General features: G+C 48.7%; 12 protein-coding genes. 3 read left to right on the top strand and 9 right to left on the bottom strand.

The window, feature by feature from the left end:
* Nucleotides 1–133: 133 nt before the first annotated feature.
* Nucleotides 134–6358 (bottom strand): WIAG-tail domain, encoded by a 6225-nt coding sequence (locus C1T21_RS19405; RefSeq protein WP_103049393.1) that lies wholly within the window; start codon nt 6356–6358, stop codon nt 134–136.
* A 189-nt stretch (nt 6359–6547) separates the two neighbouring features.
* Here C1T21_RS19405 and fabV point away from each other — a divergent pair, with 189 nt between their 5' ends.
* Nucleotides 6548–7735, top strand: a complete 1188-nt coding sequence (gene fabV, locus C1T21_RS19400; protein ID WP_103049392.1) for an enoyl-ACP reductase FabV — start codon at nt 6548–6550, stop codon at nt 7733–7735.
* A 297-nt stretch (nt 7736–8032) separates the two neighbouring features.
* A complete protein-coding gene (locus tag C1T21_RS19395) occupies nt 8033–8185 on the top strand; it encodes a DUF1540 domain-containing protein (RefSeq protein WP_013311427.1) in 153 nt (50 codons plus the stop codon).
* Nucleotides 8186–8373: 188 nt separating this feature from the next.
* Here C1T21_RS19395 and C1T21_RS19390 read toward each other — a convergent pair whose 3' ends face one another.
* The 5 genes from C1T21_RS19390 to C1T21_RS19370 form a co-directional block, all read right to left on the bottom strand.
* On the bottom strand, nt 8374–9330 hold the full coding sequence (locus tag C1T21_RS19390) for a DUF5643 domain-containing protein (protein ID WP_103049391.1): 957 nt from the start codon (nt 9328–9330) through the stop codon (nt 8374–8376).
* A 41-nt stretch (nt 9331–9371) separates the two neighbouring features.
* Nucleotides 9372–10574, bottom strand: coding sequence for a DUF4179 domain-containing protein (locus tag C1T21_RS19385; RefSeq protein ID WP_103049390.1), 1203 nt, complete (start codon nt 10572–10574; stop codon nt 9372–9374).
* Entirely contained in the window at nt 10549–11139 is a 591-nt protein-coding gene (locus tag C1T21_RS19380) for an RNA polymerase sigma factor (protein WP_258012549.1), read from the bottom strand. Before C1T21_RS19380 ends, C1T21_RS19385 begins: the two co-directional genes overlap by 26 nt.
* A 4-nt stretch (nt 11140–11143) precedes the next feature.
* Complete coding sequence (locus tag C1T21_RS19375; protein ID WP_258012548.1) at nt 11144–11434, bottom strand: hypothetical protein; 291 nt, start codon at nt 11432–11434, stop codon at nt 11144–11146.
* Between the two features lie 93 nt (nt 11435–11527).
* On the bottom strand, nt 11528–11899 hold the full coding sequence (locus C1T21_RS19370) for a DUF4190 domain-containing protein (protein ID WP_029515642.1): 372 nt from the start codon (nt 11897–11899) through the stop codon (nt 11528–11530).
* Between the two features lie 223 nt (nt 11900–12122).
* Between C1T21_RS19370 and C1T21_RS19365 the strand changes: the two genes are divergently transcribed.
* Entirely contained in the window at nt 12123–12710 is a 588-nt protein-coding gene (locus C1T21_RS19365) for a hypothetical protein (RefSeq protein ID WP_103049388.1), read from the top strand.
* Between the two features lie 12 nt (nt 12711–12722).
* Here C1T21_RS19365 and lpdD read toward each other — a convergent pair whose 3' ends face one another.
* From lpdD to C1T21_RS19350, 3 genes are all read right to left on the bottom strand, one after another.
* On the bottom strand, nt 12723–13070 hold the full coding sequence (lpdD, locus tag C1T21_RS19360; protein WP_023989817.1) for a prenylated flavin chaperone LpdD: 348 nt from the start codon (nt 13068–13070) through the stop codon (nt 12723–12725).
* A 179-nt stretch (nt 13071–13249) separates the two neighbouring features.
* Nucleotides 13250–18763 (bottom strand): S8 family serine peptidase, encoded by a 5514-nt coding sequence (locus C1T21_RS19355; RefSeq protein WP_103049387.1) that lies wholly within the window; start codon nt 18761–18763, stop codon nt 13250–13252.
* 567 nt (nt 18764–19330) lie between these two features.
* Nucleotides 19331–20956, bottom strand: a complete 1626-nt coding sequence (locus C1T21_RS19350) for a S8 family serine peptidase (RefSeq protein ID WP_103049386.1) — start codon at nt 20954–20956, stop codon at nt 19331–19333.
* Between the last annotated feature and the right edge of the window lie 133 nt (nt 20957–21089).

Here is a 21089-nt window from a genome sequence, read left to right as displayed (position 1 = left end):
GTATCTTTAGCTTATCAGGAGAATTCGGGATAATTGTGGAGCAAATGTGTGAAAAGTATATGAAAAAGCGTGCAGCCCTGTATTTAGAAAATACATGAGTCTGCACACTATGAGTTTTACAATAACCATCTTCCTAACCAATGGCGATCCAGGAAATAATACCGTAGTTATGCGCGGTTTCGTTCCACTTGGTTACGACGATCACTGCTCCATTCGGCGTCTGAGATTTCAGCGTCGCATGAAAGAGAGGGTGGTTCGTCATCGCTACCAACGTGTAGTCTGGGTTTACAAAAGGCTCCCCGAATACAATGGTCACTTCCGTCTCTCCTTCACTACCTTTCAAAAGAAACGGCGCTCTGCCAAACTGCTGCAATGCGGGCTGATTCGCACAAGTACGAACCGGAGTGATGCTCAAATGCTCCGGCTTCACTGCGTTCAGTTCCAGCTCACGTGAGCCTACAGAGCCTTCCACCAGATGATGACCTTCAATGCTCTGCTCTGCCACATGATGGCTTTGTACCGCAGCAGCCTGCAGATGCTCTGGTCCCACAGCTTCCGGGCTCAGCACCTCGCTGTCGACGGCCTGAGCTTGCAGATGGCTGCGAGATACACTGTTTGCCTGAAGTCTGTCGCCACTGACACCTTCCTCCGGCAAAAGTCCCGAGAGATGAATATCTGTGGACAGCTGAGCCAGTGTCACTGAGCCCGGTTTTAGGTGATGCGAATCAATAACTTCCTCTCCAATGTGGTGGCTTTCAATAGCTTCCTCAGCCACATGGCGGGACTGTATCGTTCCGTCTGCAAGCTTGCTGGACGTCACCGCTCCTTCCTGTATAGCGTCCTCAGCCACCGCCTGCCAACCTACATGCTGTGGCTGAATAGCCCCTGCTTGCAGATGCTCCGACTGGACTGAATCCAGCGCGATATGCCTGGACTGCACCACGCCCTCTGCCAGTGCGGACCCTTGGATCGCCCCATCGGCCAAATGCTGAGTGTGTACGGCATGCTCCGTCAAATGCACAGAATTTACGCTGGCTTCTGCCAGATTCGAAGCACGCACCGCCCGAAGCGCAAGCTTCTCAGCGTTCACGCTGCCTGCCTGGAGCGCGTGAACCGATACACTACCCGGCGCAATATGCCGGGTCATCACTGCCGAAGCCTGCAAATGGGCAGAGGTGACAGATTCAGGAGCCAGATGGCTCGACTGGACGGCCTCTTCTGCCAAATGATTGGCTTGCACCGCTTCGTCCGTAATATGCCACGGCTGGACCGAATGAGGAGATATTTTGGCAGCAGTCACGCCATCATCCGCCAGTTTGTCGGACGTAACCGACTCATCCTGCAAAGCATCGGTTGATATTGCTTGTGAGGCGATATGCACACCCTGAATGGTTCCAAGATGCAGATGGTGCGGCTGAATGGACTCCGGTGCGATATGCACGGACTTCACCGCCCCCTCTGCCAGCGCTCTGTCCTGTACTGCGCCCGTTGCCAAGTGCCGGGGGTGTACGGCATGCTCAGACAACTGTGAAGGGCCGACGCTGCCTTCCGCGAGATTCGTCGCTTGCACCGAGCGTGCCGCCAGCTTTTCCGAGGTGACGCTTTCTGCTTGAAGCGCACGACCTGATACACTGTCCACGGCCAGATGTCTCGCAAATACCGAGGAAGCTTGTAAATGATCAGAGGTGACGGATTCAGGAGCCAGATGGCTCGACTGGATGGACTCTTCTGCCAAGTGATTGGCTTGCACCGCTTCGTCTGTAATGTGCCATGGCTGGACTGAGTGGGCAGACAGCTTGGCGGCAGTCACGCCATCATCCGCCAATTTGTCGGACGTAACGGATTCATTCTGCAAAGCATCGGTCGATATCGCCTGTGAGGCGATATGCACACCCTGAATGGTTCCCATTTGCAGATGATGCGACTGGATGGACTCCGGTGCGATATGCACGGACTTTACTACCCCTTCTGCCAGCGCTCTGTCCTGTACTGCGCCAGGTGCCAAATGTCGGGGGTGTACGGCATGCTCAGACAACTGTGAAGGGCCGACGCTTCCTTCCGCTAGATTCGTAGCTTGCACCGAGCGTGCCGCCAGCTTTTCCGAGGTGACGCTTTCTGCTTGAAGTGCACGACCTGACACACTGTCCGGGGCCAGATGGCTCGCAAACACCGAGGAAGCCTGTAAATGGGCAGAGCTGACGGATTCCGGGGCCAAATGGTTGGACTGGATGGACTCTTCTGCCAAATGATTGGCTTGCACCGCTTCGTCTGTAATGTGCCATGGCTGGACTGAGTGGGCAGACAGCTTGGCGGCAGTCACGCCCTCATCCGCCAATTTGTCGGACGTAACGGATTCATCCTGCAAAGCATCGATCGATATCGCCTGTGAGGCGATATGCACACCCTGAATGGTTCCCATTTGCAGATGATGCGACTGGATGGACTCCGGTGCGATATGCACGGACTTTACTGCCCCTTCTGCCAGCGCTCTATCCTGTACTGCGCCGGGTGCCAAATGTCGGGGGTGTATCGCCTGCGCGGACAGATGTGAAGGGCCTATGCTGCTTTCCGCGAGATTTATCGCTCGTACCGAGTGTACCGCCAGTTTTTCCGAGGTGACGCTTTCTGCTTGAATCGCACTACTGGATACGCTATCCGGGGCCAGATGGCTCGCAAGCACCGCCGAAGCCTGCAAATGAGCAGATCTGACGGATTCCCGGGCCAAATGGTTGGACTGGACAGCCTCTTCTGACAAATGATTGGCTTGCACCGCTTCGTCTGTAATGTGCCACGGCTGGACCGATTGGGCAGACAACTTGGCGGCAGTCACACCCTCATCCGCCAGTTTGTCGGACGTAACGGACTCACCCTGCAAAGCATCAGTCGATATGGACTGTGATGCGATATGTTCTCCCTGAATGGTTCCCATTTGCAAATGATGCGGCTGGATGGACTCCGGTGCGATGTGCACAGATTTCACCGCCCCATCTGCCAACACTCTGTCCTGTACTGCGCCTGTTGCCAAGTGCCGGGTGTGTATCGCTTGCGTAGACAGATGTGGAGGGCCGACACTGCCTTCCGCGAGATTCGTCGCTTGCACCGAGTGTGCCGCCAGCTTTTCCGAGGTGATGCTTTCTGCTTGAATCGCACTACTGGATACGCTATCCGGGGCCAGATGGCTCGCAAGCACCGCCGAAGCCTGCAAATGAGCAGAGCTGACGGATTCCTGGGCCAGATGGTTGGACTGGACAGCTTCTTCTGACAAATGTTTGGCTTGCACCGCTTCGTCTGTAATGTGCCACGGCTGGACCGATTGGGCAGACAACTTGGCGGCAGTCACACCCTCATCCGCCAGTTTGTCGGACGTAACAGACTCATCCTGCAAAGCATCGGTCGATATGGACTGTGACGCGATGTGCTCTCCCTGAATGGTTCCAATCTGCAGATGATGTGGCTGGATGGACTCCGGTGCGATGTGCACGGACTTCACTGCCCCCTCTGCCAGTGCTCTATCCTGTACTGCTCCAGCTGCCAGATGCCGAGTGTGTACCGACTGCGCAGAAAGATGTGAAGGGCCTATACTGCCTTCCGCGAGGTTCATTCCTTGTACCGAGCGCGCTGCCAGCTTTTCCGAGGTGACACTTTCCGCTTGAAGCGCACGACCTGACACACTATCCGGGGCCAAATGTCTCGTGAGCACCGAGGAAGCCTGTATATGCACCGAAGTGACCGCTCCTGCAGCCAGATGTGCCGAATCCACGGCCGCCACAGCCAAATGGTTGCTTTGTACAGCTTCGTCCATAATATGTCCGGACTGCACGGCATGGGCAGACAGTTTGGTGGGAGTTACGCTTCCCTCCGACAGTTTGGCAGAGGTGACCGATTCATCCTGTAAGGCCGGAGTCGCTATAGCTTGCAATGCAATATGCTCTCCCTGAATGACCCCGCTTTGCAAGTGCTCTGATTGGATGGATTCTGCTGCAAGATGCTCAGACTTCACAGCATTCTGGGCTAATATCGTGTCCTCTACTGCTCCTGCTGCCAAATGTCTGGTTTGTACGGCCTGTGCTACCAAATGTCCGGGTCCCACGCTGTTTTCCGCCAGGTTGGAAGACTGCACAGCCCTAGCCGCTAACTTCTCAGAAGTGACGCTTTCCGACTGAAGGGCATGGCCGGACACACTATCCGGGGCGAGATGTTTGGTTTGGATCGAAGCAGACTGCAAATGGTTAGAGGTGACGGATTCCGGAGCGAGATGATTCGCCTCCACTGCTTCAACAGCCAGATGGTTGCTCAGCACCGCTTTATCTGTAATATGCCATGGCTGCACAGAACGAGCAGACAGCTTGGAGGAAGTGACACTACCCTCAGCTAACTTAGGCGCAGTAATCGCCAAATCATTGATTTTATCCGTGGCTACACTTTCCGGCGATAGTTTCAACGAAGTAACGGCATGGTCTTGCAAATGGTGGGAGTACACCGCTCCGTTTGCCAAATGCGCGGTTTGAACAGCGCCTTCACCTAGTATGTCTGCGGTAACGGACTGTTCTTGCAACGCCGCGGTTCCGACACTGTCTTCCCCAAGATGTTTGCTCTGTACAGAGCTCTGGGCCAAATGGGTCGAATCGACGGATTGAGCCTGCAATGCCTTTCCACCCACACTATTGTCGGCAAGGTGGTTTTCACGAATTCCCCCCGTTGCAATGTGTGCATGTGTAATGGCTTGAGATGCAATCTTATTTCCGGTTACCGCTCCTGTGCCAATTTTAGGTTCCGTCACTGCTTCGTCAGCGATTTTGTCAGACTTAATCGCGCTCGAAGCAATGTGATTTTCCTTGACAGCCTGATTCGCCACATGGTGTTCCAGCACTGCTCCCTTCCCTAATTTCTCGCTTGTCACAGCCCCGGAATGCAAATGTTGCTCCGTAACCGCCTCTGGTGCAATATGATCTTTCCGAATAATTTCGGATTGAAGATGCACGGAAGAGACTGCCTCCGGAGAGATCTGAGGCCCTTGTATGGCTGCTGTTGCAATATGTCTGGTAAGTACTGCCTCATCGGCAATTTTGTGTGGGAGAATGCTCTGATCCGATATTTTGGATGAAGTGACGGATTGATCAACAATTTGCAATGAGCCTACAGACTGATCTGCCAGTTTATTGGACTGAATACTCCGATCCGCGATATGCCGGGCTGTTACTTGGCCTGTTCCAAGCTGTTCTTCCCCGATGGAGCCAGGACTCAGATGCTTTCTTTCAATCGCTCCAGCCTGAATGTGCGCACTGGTCACTGCCTCAGACTCCAGATGACGCCCACTGACAACACCTTCCTCCAATTGTTCCTTGCCCACAATTCCATTGGATAGCTGCTTGCGATTAATCGAACCGGGGGCCAGATGCCTTGCATGAACGGCATGCTCGGTCAGGTGTGCACTCTCAATGCTGCCAGCTTGGATTTTAGCTCCATCCACAGCCCCATCCCGCAGTTTGGAAGTGGTCACAGATTGATCGCCCAGCTTGGAGCTATCAACAGCTTCATTAGCCAAATTGTTCGATTGAATCGTACCACTGCGAATTTTATCAGAGGTAACCGACTGATCTTGAAGCATATCTGAAGACACGATCCATTGCTTGAAGTGACGGCTCTCAATGGAACCATTCGCAATATGATCGCCGCTGATAATCTTATCAGCCAGCTTCTCAGGAGTGATGCTGCCATCTCGAAGTTTTTCACCACCGATGGAGCGATCCTGCAATTTACTGCCTGACACCGATGCGTCCGACAGATGTTCCACCGTAATGGAGTCTGGGGCAATCTTCGAAGAAGTCACAGCACCGTCGGCTATCTTAATCGTTTGAACGGCATAATCCGCCAGAGATTCCGTGTGGATGCTCTCTTGTTTCAGTTTGCTGAAATCTATGGAAGCGGGAGCGATCTTCTCACCCGTCACAGCGAAATCGCTCAAATCGTCTGTATAGATGAAAGCATTGTTTACATGCGGGGCTTTCTTATTGCTCAAAATTTCCTCCACATCAATTGGATCAGGTTCTGGCTCCGGCTCCGGCTCTGGTTCTAGCTCTTGGGGTTCCTCCATCGACACTTGAGTCTCCTCTGCATCCGCACCTTCAACCTCTGTCTCATACGAAACCTCGACTTCAGGTTCGACAACAGTCTGTAGCTCCGGCTCCTCTTTGGTTGGGGGAGGCGGAGAAGCAACTTGATGAAGTCTTGCTTCTGTCTCCCTCTCCGCAGGCTGTGGCTTCACGCGATGTATCATACTTAATTCATTCATATCCGGGTCAATTACACTATAGAGCGGCTTTTTGTTTCTTATGGTTTTGCGGCTCTTATTCTTCAAGCAGCTCTCTCCCTTCTCGTATTTATCGTTACAGCATCATATGCAGGCCCTTAGGCACTTGCCACCCCGTGCAAGGATACACTTTTGGGTAAAAAGGGTACTTACTGAAATCCACGTTTGAAAAAAAATAGTTAAAAGTTAAAATAGTAAGGGTGAAGATCGCTACAAGAAGAGAGGAATTACAATAACATGATTATCAAACCAAGAACACGTGGCTTTATCTGCACCACTGCTCATCCGGTGGGCTGTGCCCAACATGTTCAGCAGCAAATTGACTATGTACAGGCCCGTCCTGCTATCCAGGGACCGCGTAATGTACTTGTGATCGGGGCATCTGCCGGATATGGGTTGGCTTCTCGCATTACTGCCGCCTTCGGTGCGCATGCCAATACAATTGGTGTATATCGCCCTAGTAATGCTACGGCCACACGTACAGCATCGGCAGGCTGGTACAATTCTGCTGCATTTGAAAAAGCTGCTCAGGAAGCTGGGCTTAAATCCTTAAGCGTGACAGGCGATGCCTTCTCGGATGAGGTCAAAGCCAAAACGGTGGAAGCCATTCGCGAAGAACTGGGACAAGTCGATCTGGTGGTTTACAGTGTCGCTTCAGGTCGCCGTACAAATCCCCGCACAGGCGAAACGTTTAATTCCGTGCTCAAACCTATTGGTAAGCCTTACACAAACAAGACCGTTAACTTCCACACCGGGGAAGTCAGCAGCGTGACGCTCGAACCCGCAACAGAAGAAGAAGTACAAGCAACTGTAGAGGTTATGGGTGGTGAGGACTGGAAATTGTGGATTGACGCCTTGCGTGAAGGCGGTGTATTGGCTGATACTGCAACAACCTTCTCCTTTTCGTATATTGGTTCAGATATTACGCAAGCCATCTACAGAGAAGGCAGTATCGGAAGTGCAAAGGATCATTTGGAGGAGACAGCACATCAGCTGAACGATCAGCTGAAAGTTACAGGCGGACGCGCCTTCGTCGCAGTCACCAAAGGACTCGTTACCCAATCTAGCTCCGCTATCCCTGTCGTTCCTCTGTATATTTCTGCTTTATATAAGGTAATGAAGGAAAAAGGGCTGCATGAAGGGTGCGTAGAACAGAGCTACCGCCTGTTTGCTGAGCGTCTGTACGCACCAGAAACTCCTGTAGATGAAGAAGGACGTATTCGTATTGATGATTGGGAACTGCGCGAAGACGTACAGGCAGAGGTTGAGAAGATATGGGAGGCGCTGACGACCAACAATATCTACGAATTGTCAGATCTTGAAGGATATCGTCACGAATTTTTCCAACTGTTCGGCTTTGAGTTTGAGGGCGTAGACTATGATACTGACATCGATCCCATCGTAAATATTCTTAACGTGCGCTAAGTCTTTTCATATCGTCATTATGTCAGAAAAACAAAAAAAGCTGTTCTCCAGCAGAGAAACATTTCGTTCTGCATGGAGGACAGCTTTTGTTTTTTAATTAAAAGGGACACTTTGTCCGCTTCGAACTGCAAAATGAAGCAAACATTGCAATTTTAAATTTCATTTGATATTGTACAAGTAGGCATAGCAAAATCCCTCTTCCTGACAAGAGGGTAAACACAGTTGGACAAGTCCTACCTTGACTGACCGTGATACTATTTGCTCAGCCCATCACATCCATATAAGGAGGTGTACAACATGGCAAAAGACGTTCTGTGTGAAGTCAATTCATGTACGTACTGGGCCCAAGAAAATAAATGTAGCGCTAGCTCCATTTACATCGTAAGCAACAGACCTGAAGACACTCACAAATCCGAAGAAACAGACTGCAAAACCTTCGAAGCCAAGTAAATCTTTGATCTCAAGCCTAAGTTTTATAAAGAAGGAGCCCATGCCCGGGTTCCTTCTTTCTTATGATATTCTAACAAGAATGATAATTATTATCAAGTCCTTTTTGCAGTAATGGAATTGAATCTTTCGAAGCACAAAAGAAGCGTTGCCTGAACGATTCGCTCCGCTTCTTTTGTTTTTCTGTAAGGTCAATTACTCAACGGGATTACCATTTCTAAGTCTTTATGGTATGTTTTGACCTCTTTACCCCGGGCATCCTTCATAGGCGTCCACTTCTTGTTGACGGTCAGCGTATACGGCCTGATGGTGATGGAAGAGGGTCTGGTTGCAAACGGAGCATACATTTCAACTTCGTGATAATTGAGCGCCGGAGCCTTGTTATAAATTCCCATCAATTCTTGAGCAATCAGTTTGCCTTGCGGGTCCGCAATGTCATAATACATCTTGGTTGCACTCCAATTTCCAGTCTGTTTGGATGTACTCGGCACTTTACCATTGCTGTCAATAATGATCCGGGTATTGGCCGAGGAGAGCTCAATCTGCTTGACAGTATAACTGAAATCTCCGCTGCTCTGCGTTTTTTCCGGCTTAAGGACCAGTTTGTCCTTCACCGTATTCTGCACAGGCACCTTAAATGAAAACGGTTCTTTAATGCCGCTAACATTGATTTTTAATGCCATTTCAAATGAGTCTGGCAGATTTTTTTCAGATAATCCTTTGTCTATTGCGATTTCTAATGTATTATCCAACATTTTTTTATTTTCGTCGAATACCGCGTTTGAGACTCTCAATAAACTTATTTTTTCTCCATTAATAGATATTTGAGGATCTATTAGGTAACCCTTTTCTAACTTCCGGGATTTGTCCTTGCTGAAAGGAGGCATTGTACTGATCTTGTTGATCCCCTTGCGTTCAATTTGCACGGTCAGACGAATCCCGTCATATTTCACCTTTTTGACCGTCAGTGTGACGCCATCCCGTGTCAGACTGCTTGCGCTTGCCGCCGGGGCAGTTGATTGTGCAGCTGCTGCCTGGATTTGCCATGCAGTATCGGAAATCGTCACTCCTGTACCCATAATCATAGTTACTGAAGCTAGAATAGCCGATTTGAATATTATACGCTTCACTTTAATATATTGCTTCATTCGTATTTCCTCTCCTTTATCGTCCGGGTTGGGTTGTTTTATCATTGAGATGGGACTGGGATCGTCATTTCCAAATCCTTATGATATGTTTTGGCCCAATTTCCCTCTTGATCCTCTATCACAGACCAGTCCTTCTTAACCGTCATAGTGTACGGCATGATCGTAATGGAGGTCGGTGTTTTTGTAAATGGACTGTATGCTTCATCCTCATGGTATTCGGAATCAGGACTGCGATGGAACAGACCTAACATATGTTGCTCCAGCTGATTTCCGTCCTGATCCACAATGTCGTAATACATTTTAGTCGCGCTTAAATCGCCTGATTGCTCCGCGGTGCTCGGTACTTTGCCCTTGCTGTCCACAATAAGACGGGTTGTTACCGGAGTCAGCTCGATCTGCTTCACCGTGTAACTGAACGTTCCGCTGCTCTGTGTCTTATCAGGCTTCAGCAAAATTTTGTTTTTGGATAAATTCTTCACCGGCACCTGAAATTCAAATGGCTCATGGAAGCCGCTCACATTCACTTTTACTGTAATCTCAAATTCGTCAGATAGATTTTTCTCCGACAGTCCTTTGGTGATTTCATACATAGCCATATTGTCGATGAGCTTGCCGTCTTCCTTTTTGCCAACCGCGTCCGTAAACGAACCGTACACCATCTTTTGTCCTTCAATAAAGACCTTAGGTGTGAACAAATACCCCTTTTTTTGCTTTTCCACGGGTACCTTCTCCAATGTATTCCCCTCGACACTCACGGCATCCTCGGGCAAATAAGGGGACATAATCCTCTCATCTTCTACCCCTTGGCGTTCAATCATGAACACCAGCCGTGTTCCGTCAAACATAACTTCTTTGATGTTCAAGGTCACTCCATCGCGGGATACACTCAAATGGGGTGTCGTCGTCAATCCAGATTTACTGGCTTGCTGCAAGCTTCTGTCAAAATTATATTGGAATACGCTGCCGATCAACGGGATGTTTTTTAACGTTTCGGCCATAGCTGGGGACACAAAACCGCTTCCCAACACCAGTCCTCCCAACACTGCCGCTGCAGACGCACTAACGGCCACTCTTTTGATCCATGTGCCTTTTTTGTACGTTAACTTCCCGCTCCCCCCGTCCATTTCCCCCAACCTCTTCATAATGTCATCCGTATAGCTAACCTGAGGCATCTTCTTATTTTGGACCGTGCGGCGGATTTGCTCCATTTGCTCGTGTTCAGTTTGATCCTGCCATGCGCTCATTCGTTAGCCCTCCTTTTTTCATTTTTTGCTGAATCAGCTTTTTGCGTAACCGTTCATACTTTTTTCGCAAAGTCGCGGGCTTGCAATCCATAATTTCTCCGATCTCCTCAAAGCTGTACTGCTCAACAGCTTTCAACAGCACAAGATTTCTTTCTTCCGAATTCAGATTCATTAGAAGCTCATCGACTTCGCGTTCATCATCGGATGGATAGTAATCATCTAGATGTTGCTGTTGCTCTTTTTGGATCGATATTAATCGATGCCAGCGGCTTTTTTTCCTAATTTGATCCAGGCAGTGATAGTACGCTACTTTATAAAGCCACGCCGAAAAGGAAACCTGCTGTCTATATTTACCTATTGCCTGATATACTTTGATAAATATATCCTGTACCGCATCCTCCGCTTCCTCGCGGTTTTTCAGAATATAATAGCAGTACATATATATCTGCTTTTCATAAGTACGTATGATGGTGGCATAAGCCTGTTGATCGCCAGCTTTGACGCGGTCCACGACGGATTCTACATGTTCTGTATGGTCGTTGGCCCCGTGGCTGAACCGTTCCATAGGATCACCTCCTTGTGTGTCCGTCATTATCTGTATAACGAATACTGTCTTCATGATTGTGACAACTTCTATAAAAACAAAAAAATTCTCGATAAAGACAAAAAAAAGAAGCGTCGCTCTGAACGATTCGCTTCTTGTGCTTGACCTTTTGTAATTGTTCTTGCTTGGTCGGCTTCATTCGTATGTGCTGTGAAATCTCGCCATAATGGTCATTCGTTTTGCGGCTTTGTGCCGCGCAATAGATTCCAGCGCGTTTTGCCTTGCTCAGCGCTTTTTGTGTTTGAGTACGTGCCATACGGCTTCACTCTCCTTCATTGGACTCCTTTTATCATAGCATCCAATAGTCAAATCGTGAATGGTTTGTCTGACTCAAGCATTCTTCAATTCATTAAATGTCTGAAAAAATATCCGGATCCCCACTGGAGGCCGCTACAATAAAAACAATAACTATAAAAATGATGATTAGTGTATAAATCAGTGTACCGATAATACTACATACCAATCCAGCAATGGCCATACCTCTGCCTTGCTCGCCATGACGGTTAATTTCCTTCAGGGAAAGACTGGACAAAATAATACCCACAATTCCGATAATCAACCCAAGATAGGGAATGACAACAGATAAAATTCCGAGCACCATCGAGGCAACAGCTTTACTATTTGTAGGTGGAACTACTGGGGGCGGGTTAAATGGGGCGTTATAATCGTTCGTCTCCTGAAAAGGATCGGAAGACCGAGGCTCCTTGTACAAATCACTCATCTGTTAAATTCAACTCCAATACGAAAAATAGCAAATATATAAGTTCAAGGGTACCACAATCTTACAAATCAGGACAGTACTTATTTCAATTTTTTAAATTAGAACGTTAAAAAGAAGAAACCTAGCGATATTAGCACTTTTTGAGGTAACCGGGCATACAGTATTTTACCTGTTACAGATCAATTGCGCTCCATGAGAGCATCCTGCCAAGGAGGTCGGAGCTATGTTATATCGTGCAACATCCCGCAGAAAGGGCTCGCCTCACAAACGTTTAAATGCAGATACACTTAGGAAAATATCCGCTGCCATGCTACCCTTTTACAAAGCTATTGCAACCCGACGTGCGTTTGCAGTTCAATGGTCACGAGCTGTCGTTCAGGCGAATTTGGATCGGATGAAATCCCTTCTCTGCTCAGTAGCTCCATTTGCCGCCAAACAAGGCTTAGGCACGAACGGCATCGGCTACTTTATTTCCTTTTTAGCTCAGCCACCGATGCTCTATTATACGAATGGAACGACGATTCCACCGGGGACTGTGCAGTTTACGTTTGAGCCGAGAGTTCATCGCGCCATCGCGAAAGCCGTTTTTCCGCTGTATCGCGAATTGGCACGCAATCCATGTTTTGCTTCTGCCTTAGCCAAAGCGATCAACAGACAAGACCAGCGTGCAGTTCATGTCATGATCCGTAGTTTGATTCCATCCTCTGCGCTGAAATCCGTACAAATTGAGGATGATGGCTTTGCATTGCTTTTTAAGTATCCCTTTAGCAAGTACCCATATCGCAATCTGCTCTTTCGGGAGTTCACATAAAAAGGTATGCTACTAGCGTGCTTGCTTGAGTTCTCCAATGAGCTCTTTTCCCAGTTGTATAGCCATATCTGTCAGCACTCGGATTTCGTCCTTGGTTGCATGATCTAAATGTGCCCCGCAGCAAATGGCAAAATTGCCTGCAAACTCTTTTCGCAAGCGAACTGCAATTTCTTCGGTAATATAAAACTCCTTGTGATTTTGCAATTGCACAGTTTGAATCGGCTCTAGTCTGGCCCCTGCTGTAATCGTTCCCAAATGGGGCTGATCACCGCCTGAAATGAGTACAATGATATCTTCCCCCATAAAATAGGCATCCAGCACAAGACGGATACGTCCGCTTTCTTTTTGCAAATGAATCATATGATCCTCTCCTGCTAAAATATTATTGTGAAACGATTCACTTTATAGAGTTCTACTCATTGTATCGCTTCCTGAACGGTTCGACAATTAAAAATGGCCCACAGCAGCCTCTATAAACCGTGGCTTGCTGTGGGCCTTCATTGATATTCTAAAACAAGCATTCCATTTCCTACTGGGTGTTAACGGATCGTGATCGTATGCACAGTCTTACCGATTGCGCCGTCATTATCCGTCACCGTTAGCTCCACGGTATACGTTCCAGCTGTGGTGAATTTATGCTTCACCTTGGAACCGACTGCCGTATCGCCATCGCCAAAACTCCAGCTGTAGCTGACGATTTCACCGTCTACATCACGGGAAGCTTTGGCGTTAAATTGTACATTTTTGTTCTTCTTAGCTGATTCATTAGCCTGAATAATGGCTACTGGCTTTTCATTGGATGTAGGTGGATTCGGATCAGGGTTCTGTCCTCCACCATTGGTTACATACAATCTTCCCGGCGCCTCCGTCTCCACTTCATTTCCCGCTGCATCCCTTACCCGGATCACGATGACTCCGCCTTCCAGGTTCAGAGAAGATGAAGTGAAATAAGTACCTTCATAGTGGCCTGATGAAGTCTCATTTAATGGAATATCGTTGCGGCCCAAAGTGGACAGGTTGAAAGGCAGCTCCACATGGAAGGACGCCTCCAAACCGGATGCACTGTCAAAGGATACCCGTACCGACTGCCCTGGAGTAATACGCACATCCTCAGCAGGGTTAATGTTTTCAAGCTTCGGTAGAGCTGTATCGACATACACCGAGCGCGTAACGGTTGTTTCGTTTTCGGCAAGATCCTTGGCCGTCACCGTAATTTGATTTTCGCCTTCGTTGATAAGCAATCGCTTGTTAAAGCTGCCATCACTTCCAAATTCAGCGGGCTCACCGTTAATCGACAATTCGGTGAGGAACTCGTCGTACACGGTACCGATAACACTAACTACACCCGCGTTCGTACGGGCTCCTTCATCAGGAGAAGTCAGGATCAGGCCCGGTTTAGTCTGATCGAGCGTCACAACTACCGTTTCGGAACGATCCGTTAATTTGCCGTATACCGCTGCTTGAACACTTAGCGGATTAGCACCTGGCTGAAGACCAACCGACAAACTGAACTGACGATCCTTCACTTTCGTTGTGCCAGCCAGCTCCTTACCGTTAAAGAGCTGAATATCGGCTCCTTCTGCCGGAGAAGTTCCTGTTACGGTAATCGTCTCTTCCTGCGTATAGGTAGCCTTCGTAGGAGTCGTAATCGTTGGAGCATTCACCGGATATCTGACGATAGCCCGGATCATGTAGTTCCCTTCCTCCTCAGGTGATTGGCTCCATGTGCCGCTTACACCTTGCCAGCTTCGAAGCGCATTGGGACTGCTTTCATCTGTAGCAAGACCCGGCGACTGTGTGCCTACAGCAGACTGTGTATATACGATGTAGAAGTCACCTTGAACCGTCACCGGCTCTGGGAGCTGCACCGTCGTCCATTGTGTCTCATCCCGTACGGCAGTCCCGTCGAATGGACCAGCCAACAATCGTCCAGGTGCTCCTGCCGCACCGGAGGCGTCATAGACAGAATATTGGAATGCCGTTCCTCCCGGATTCGGGAAAGCAGAGTTCCAGAACAAAAGCGATGCTCCTGTCACTTGAGCTACTTCCGACTCAGGCGTCATTCTGACTGCCCATGAATTGCCTGCCGCGTTAAAGGCTCTAGCATTTTCTCCTGTCCCGTCATCGTAGGCAATGCCTCCTTGGAACCCAATGAAAGGTTTCAACGTGACATTCGCTTCCACACTACCGTTCGGAGGAGCAGTAACGGATACACTGTCGCTATAATAATTCTCAGCTGAAATGGACAATGTGTATGTTCCTTCCAGCACGTCCAGCGTAAATTCTCCAGCCTCATTCGTCTCTACCGGAGCAATACGTGCATCCTCCAGCACCAACACTTTCGCTTTTTGGATCGGTTCACCGGATTGCTTGTCGGTAATGACCCCGTGAATCGTACCGTGAGGTACGGCCTGAAGACTAAAGTTTGCTCTGATGACTTTGTTATTCTCAATCGTGACTGCTTTTGTTTGAGGCACGTAACCATAGGCTTCAGCCTTCAGCGTATAGTCGCCCGCTACATGGGTGAAGCTGTATTTGCCCGTGGTCGGGTCCGTTTTCACCGAACGTCCGGTTTCCAATACCGTAACCGTAGCGCTGGCTGGAAGACTGTCGAGACCGACACGTCCACTATCCACCGTTGTTTCTGCCGGCTTCACTTTCTCCTGGAATTCACTCTTTTCAGTGCTTGTAATTTTGTACAGCGGGAATTGTTCTTCCGCTTTTTCCAGCTTGATATTCGACTCAGGTACGATGTCCTTGGTCACTGTCGCAGCTGGAATACCCAATACACGGAAATCGTCAATGTACCAGCCGTTCTTGTTCACACTGTTATCCGATTTCAAACGGAAGCGAATTTGGATCTCATTGCCAGTGTAGCTATCCAGATTGTAATAAACCGGAGCCCACTTTTTCCCATTCGTATTGTGAGAGAACTTGCCCAGCTCGCTCCACGTGTCGCCATTGTTTTTGGACACTTCCACATAACCGTAATCATAGCCGGCCTCAATTTCAAACCAGTGATTGAAGGTCAGTGTTGCGTTGCGTACAGCCTGCAAATTAATTTTTGGAGAAACCAGCGAAAATTCAGCTCCGTTCTCATAATTGCTATCAAGATCGGTTGCCCACACATTTGGTCTGGACACTGCGCTCTCTGGTCCTACTTCCTTCGGAATGCCATGTTCCCACTCATCCTTGGTACCGGAATGAGTCCAGCCATTATCCGAGTTGCCGTCAAAATGATCGCTATACAGCGTATCCGGCACGTCTACTCTCAGAGAAGCCTCATTCGACTTGATTCCTTCATTACCACTATAATCCTCAGCCGCCACTGCATAATGATAGGTCGCTCCGCCGACCGTGATGGTATCTGTGAATGTCAGTGCCGAGGTTGTACCAATGGAAGCATAATTTTTGCCTGATTGGGTAGAACGATACACCTTATACTGCTTCACATCATCATCGGAGGAAGCATTCCAGGCCAATGTGACGTTGCCCACAGTATCTGCTTCAGCAGTCAAATTGCTCGGCGCAGCAGGTGCAACGGTGTCTGGCTCCTGAATCGACAGATCGTCAATATACCAGCCATCTTTCACAACCGTATTGTCACTCGTAAAGTTGAACAGGAGGTATACCTTTTGACCCGCGAATGCCCGCAAATCAAGATATTGTGTTTTCCAGCCGTTGCTGGTGCCGGTAAACGATAATACCTGCTCAAATGCATTCTGATTATTCGTGGTCGCTACGTACACTTTGCCGAAATCAGAATTGTTTTCAAGATCGTACCAATGCTTGAAGCTGACCAGTGCCCCTTTTGAGCTCTCGGTCAGATCAATCGGAGGGGCCATAAAATAACTGTTGGAGTTGGCCTGATATTGGCCTTCGAGATTAGTCGCGATGACCTTTGTACCCGAATGTGCGCTTTTAGGGCCGCTTGTCGGAGTTCCCCATTTCCAAACACTGCCCTGTCCACCGATATTAATACCGGCAATGTCTTTTTCGAAGTCTTGTGTGTAGCCTGGTTTTACGCCTTTGGAGATTTTAACCTTGTATACTTCAGTTTCAAATCCGTTATTACCGTAATCATTTACACGAATATAGTATTCCAGACCAGCGCTGTCCACCAAAAAAGTCGGGATGGACGCTTGATATGTACCATCTTTGCTAACGCCGGAGGTCCGTTCCAACGGAATATATACATAGTTTGACGTACCTGCTGTTTTGGCAAATGCCTCAACGGCCGTCACGCCGACATCATCCGTTACATGAGCAGTCAGAGGTATATCAATACCCTCGAATGCCGCTGCGGGCGGTGTATGCTCGAGAACAGGTGCTTCCAGATCGTCGCCACCCGTTACAACTTTACCAGACACGGAGCCCAGACCTTGCATGACCGAACCGACTGCATCCAGCGCATTAATGACACCATGTCCGTAGCCATTGTTTGGCGAAGTAGGATATGTGCTGTCCGTGCGCGGTGTAGCTGTGTTCATCAAAATTTCCTCAAGCTGGTCTACGGTAAGCGAATGATTCGCTTGCAGCAACAGAGCTGCAAGGCCCGCCACATGAGGTCCCGCCATGGAAGTACCGTTATACCCGCCTTTATAGGCGCCACCAGCGACAGATGACCGGATATTAACACCCGGCGCGGAAACTTCGGGCTTCACCTCACCATAGGGTGATGGTCCTAACAATGAGAAGCTGGCCAGATTATCATTGCTATCCGTGGCTCCAGTAGCGAAAGATTCCGGATAGTTTGCCGGATTGGCTACCGAGGCAGGTCCGCCCGGATTGGAAAGAGAGGTATTACCTGCGGAGAATTCGGGGAAGATTTGAGCATCCCGCCATGCCTGAACCACAGGGCGGAACCATTCATCAAGACCCGGTCCGCCTCCCCACGAGTTGTTCACTACGTCTGGAGCAAGCTCGGGATGAAGATTCCCTTGGGCATCTTTTGGCGCAAGCAGCCATTGACCACCATCCAGTATAATCGCATCCGTCGTTTCCGGATTAAAAATCCGAACCGCAATCCACTTCGCACCAGGTGCAACGCCAACTCGATTCGTTCCGTTTTCTTCAGAGCCGACCATCGTGCCCATCGTATGTGTACCATGGGAATCGTCTTCCTGATCGACCGGAAGCGTCGCATGACTATGCGGATCGTACCAGCTCAGCTCGGGATTCACGACATTGCCTGCCGCGTCCAGACCCCGCCATTTGCGATGAAGGGCCGGATGTGTATAATCTACACCTGTATCCAGATTGGCAACCACGATTCCGGTTCCGTCAATTCCTTTTTCCCACACTTGTGGTGCGTTAATATGGGATATGTTCCATTCCACCGTAGATGGGTCTACAGCGTTCTTACCTGCATTGCCAGGCTTAGCCGATGTTTTGCCATCGTCCTTCTCCAGTTCTACAGCTTTCTCTACCGTTGCAGACTTCGCCGTTGCTGCTGTCGCTGTTTCAGCTGTTTCAACCGTTTTGGCATTTGCTCCCTCTGCTTGCTTGTCAACCGTCACCTTTTGCAGATAACGCGTTTCATTCGGCAAGACTTTATCGACCTCAGGCAACTGCGAAATATGATCCAGCACCTCCTTGGTGCTTGTTACAGCCAATGCATTGACAATAAAAAAGCTTTTATATTCCTTCACTCCGCCGCTCTCTGATTGCTTATCCAAATAATTTTCAAGCCCATATTGGGTTCTTGAAGCCGTTTCACGCAGAGAACTGATCACATGGCTGCGTGCAGCCATTTTGGCAGCGGAAGGTGTTATTTTCTCAAGTGAGGCCTTTTGGAGAGCATTTTTGGAAACCTTGTTAGTGTCAACTTGTTCTTTTAATTTGACCAGATAGGTAACATAGTTATTCTCCTCAAACTGTTTGGTCAGTTTCGGAGATACCTTCGCGGTCGTGATCTTGTGCGAGGCTGATTTCAGCTCCAGCTTGGAGCCATCCGGTGTGTTTTTCGCCAAAGCAGGTTGAACAAAGGAAAAGGCCATAAGCAAAGATAGTCCGATAGATAGTGGTTTCTTGAATCGTTTAGGTTTAATCAATTACTTCTCCACTCCTTTTACTAGGTTTAATGTTTCTGGAATAACCTGTACAGAGTAAGACCTCATACCTTACACATCAAACACACGGGTTGCGCAACACGATGTGGCTGGCGACCACCTCCTTCATAGAATATAGAGGCACAAAAATATTTGGCTGTTCATAGGCGGTGGTACTTCATAGGTGAGTTTACAATCCTAATAGGAAGCGATGAAATTCAGTAGAAACCAAGGAGAAAATGCAGGAGAACTTCGAAGAAAAACATGTTATATCATTACAGTTTATATTAAAAATTGATATATAATCATATATTATGGAATAGTATAAAGTTATCAAAACAGATATACAAGTCATTTTTTTGCATTTTTCTTGAAATTCTATGACTTTTATATTCTTTTATGTACGAAAACCCCCTTTTTGCGGCTACGCAATAGTGCATTACACGGTTAACAGTTGTATGCAATTTCTGTACGAGCCGCTCAAAGGGATTTTCGGGGGTCTTTCTTAATCCTATCTTTCGCTCTATATCTTGTTCATTGGAAGTCTCTTATGGGATTTTTGCAAAATCCTCACTTAAGTACGGAGTTCACCGCAGCAAGCGCGTCGATCAGACCGTATCCGTAACCATTATTTGGTGAAGTCCGATACTGGCTGTCAGTCAGCGGCGTCGCTGTTTTCGAAATCACATCCTCCAGTTGATCCACCGTCAATGATGGTTTGGCCTGAAGAAGCAGTGCCGCCAATCCGACTGTATGCGGACCTGCCATGGAAGTACCGTTCCATCCCCCCTCATAAACTCCGCCAGGTACAGAAGAGCGAATGTTTACACCAGGAGCCGAAATTTCAGGTTTCACTTCGCCATAAGGAGAAGGACCGCGCAGCGAGAAGCTGGCCAGCTTGTTGTTAACGTCGGTGGCCCCTGTGGCATAAGCCTCCGGCAAATTCGCCGGATTGGCTACAGACCCGGCTCCGCCCGGATTTGACCATGTTGTGTTCCCTGCGGAGAATTCGGGGAATATCTGAGCCGCTCTCCACGCCTGGGTAACTGGACGATACCATTCATCCAGGCCAGGTCCACCGCCCCAGGAGTTATTCACCACATCCGGTGCAAGCTCAGGGTGCTTTTTACCGTTTTTATCTACAGGAGCAAGCAGCCACTGTCCACCGTCCAGCAAGATGGAGTCTGTTGTGTCCGGATTGAACACTCGAACGGCAATCCATTGGGCACCGGGTGCAACACCGACTTCATTCGTACCGTTGCTGTCCGAGCCAACAATCGTCCCCATCGTGTGGGTACCATGTCCATCTGAGTCTGTCGGCAGTGATGCTCCGTTAACCGCATCATACCAGCTCAGCTCTGGATTCACGACTTGACCGGAAGCGTTCAAACCGCGCCATTTTCTTTTCAACGCAGGGTGAGTATACTCTACGCCTGTATCAAGATTGGCAACGACAACCCCTTTGCCGTCAATGCCTTTGGCCCACACCTGTGGTGCTTTGACTTTGGTAATATTCCATTCAACCCGGCTAGGAGTTACAGCATCCTTGTATACAGATTCCTCCACCGACTTCTGAGCATTCACTTCCGTTACAGCCGTGTCTACAGCGGCTTGATCTGCAACCGCCTGGTCAGCTGTCGATTCCTCAACTACGGGCTGGGCATCCTTATCTATTTCTACCTTTTGCAGTTCCCGCTTTTCATCCGGTAAAATTTTGTCGATCTCAGGAAGTGTGGCGAGATTATCCATGACCTCTTTGGTACTGGTTACCGCAAATGCGTTCACGATAAAGTAACTCTTGTACTTTTTGACGTTTCCGTTATTGACTTCCTTCTTTAAGTATTCTTCCACGGATTGTTGCGTTTTTTCTGCTGTATCCATGAGGGAGTTCACAACCGTTGTACGTACAGAAAGCTTAGCAGCAGCGGGGGAAATCTGCTCTGCAGAGGCCTTTTGGAAAGCATGCTTGGCTACCGACTCCGTATCCACCTGATCTTTCAATTTAACCAGATAGGTGACATACTCGCTGGCACTGAATTGTTGGTTCAGCTTCGCTGAAACCTTGGCGGAAATCGTCGATGCTCCTGCTGAGGTGGTTGTGCTGGAATCTCCATATACCGGAGAAATCAGAGAAAAAGCAAGAAGAGCGGTAAAACTGACCGACAGCGTCTTTTTGATATTTTTCGACTTAATCAATACTTTCCATCTCCCTTTACTTGGTTTTTTAATTCTCAAGGACAACCTTCCGGGCAGCTACGTCAAAAGCTCACAAAATAGCCTCTGGTACTCACCTCCTTTAAAAAATATAGATTCCGCCGGGGTGAAATCC

Origin of the sequence: Paenibacillus sp. F4 (genome assembly GCF_002894905.1) — a bacterium.
Lineage (GTDB): Bacteria > Bacillota > Bacilli > Paenibacillales > Paenibacillaceae > Paenibacillus > Paenibacillus polymyxa_B.
The sequence above is the reverse complement of the archived record's forward strand: the minus strand, read 5'-3'. Positions and strand labels throughout refer to the sequence as shown.

Excerpts from the sequence above, each read along its gene's own strand:
- fabV (WP_103049392.1), top strand. The coding sequence starts at position 6,548 with ATGATTATCAAACCAAGAACACGTGGCTTTATCTGCACCACTGCTCAT.
- C1T21_RS19395 (WP_013311427.1), top strand. The coding sequence starts at position 8,033 with ATGGCAAAAGACGTTCTGTGTGAAGTCAATTCATGTACGTACTGGGCC.
- lpdD (WP_023989817.1), bottom strand. The coding sequence starts at position 13,070 with ATGATTCATTTGCAAAAAGAAAGCGGACGTATCCGTCTTGTGCTGGAT.
- C1T21_RS19380 (WP_258012549.1), bottom strand. The coding sequence starts at position 11,139 with ATGGAACGGTTCAGCCACGGGGCCAACGACCATACAGAACATGTAGAA.
- C1T21_RS19370 (WP_029515642.1), bottom strand. The coding sequence starts at position 11,899 with ATGAGTGATTTGTACAAGGAGCCTCGGTCTTCCGATCCTTTTCAGGAG.
- C1T21_RS19390 (WP_103049391.1), bottom strand. The coding sequence starts at position 9,330 with ATGAAGCAATATATTAAAGTGAAGCGTATAATATTCAAATCGGCTATT.
- C1T21_RS19365 (WP_103049388.1), top strand. The coding sequence starts at position 12,123 with ATGTTATATCGTGCAACATCCCGCAGAAAGGGCTCGCCTCACAAACGT.
- C1T21_RS19385 (WP_103049390.1), bottom strand. The coding sequence starts at position 10,574 with ATGAGCGCATGGCAGGATCAAACTGAACACGAGCAAATGGAGCAAATC.
- C1T21_RS19375 (WP_258012548.1), bottom strand. The coding sequence starts at position 11,434 with ATGGCACGTACTCAAACACAAAAAGCGCTGAGCAAGGCAAAACGCGCT.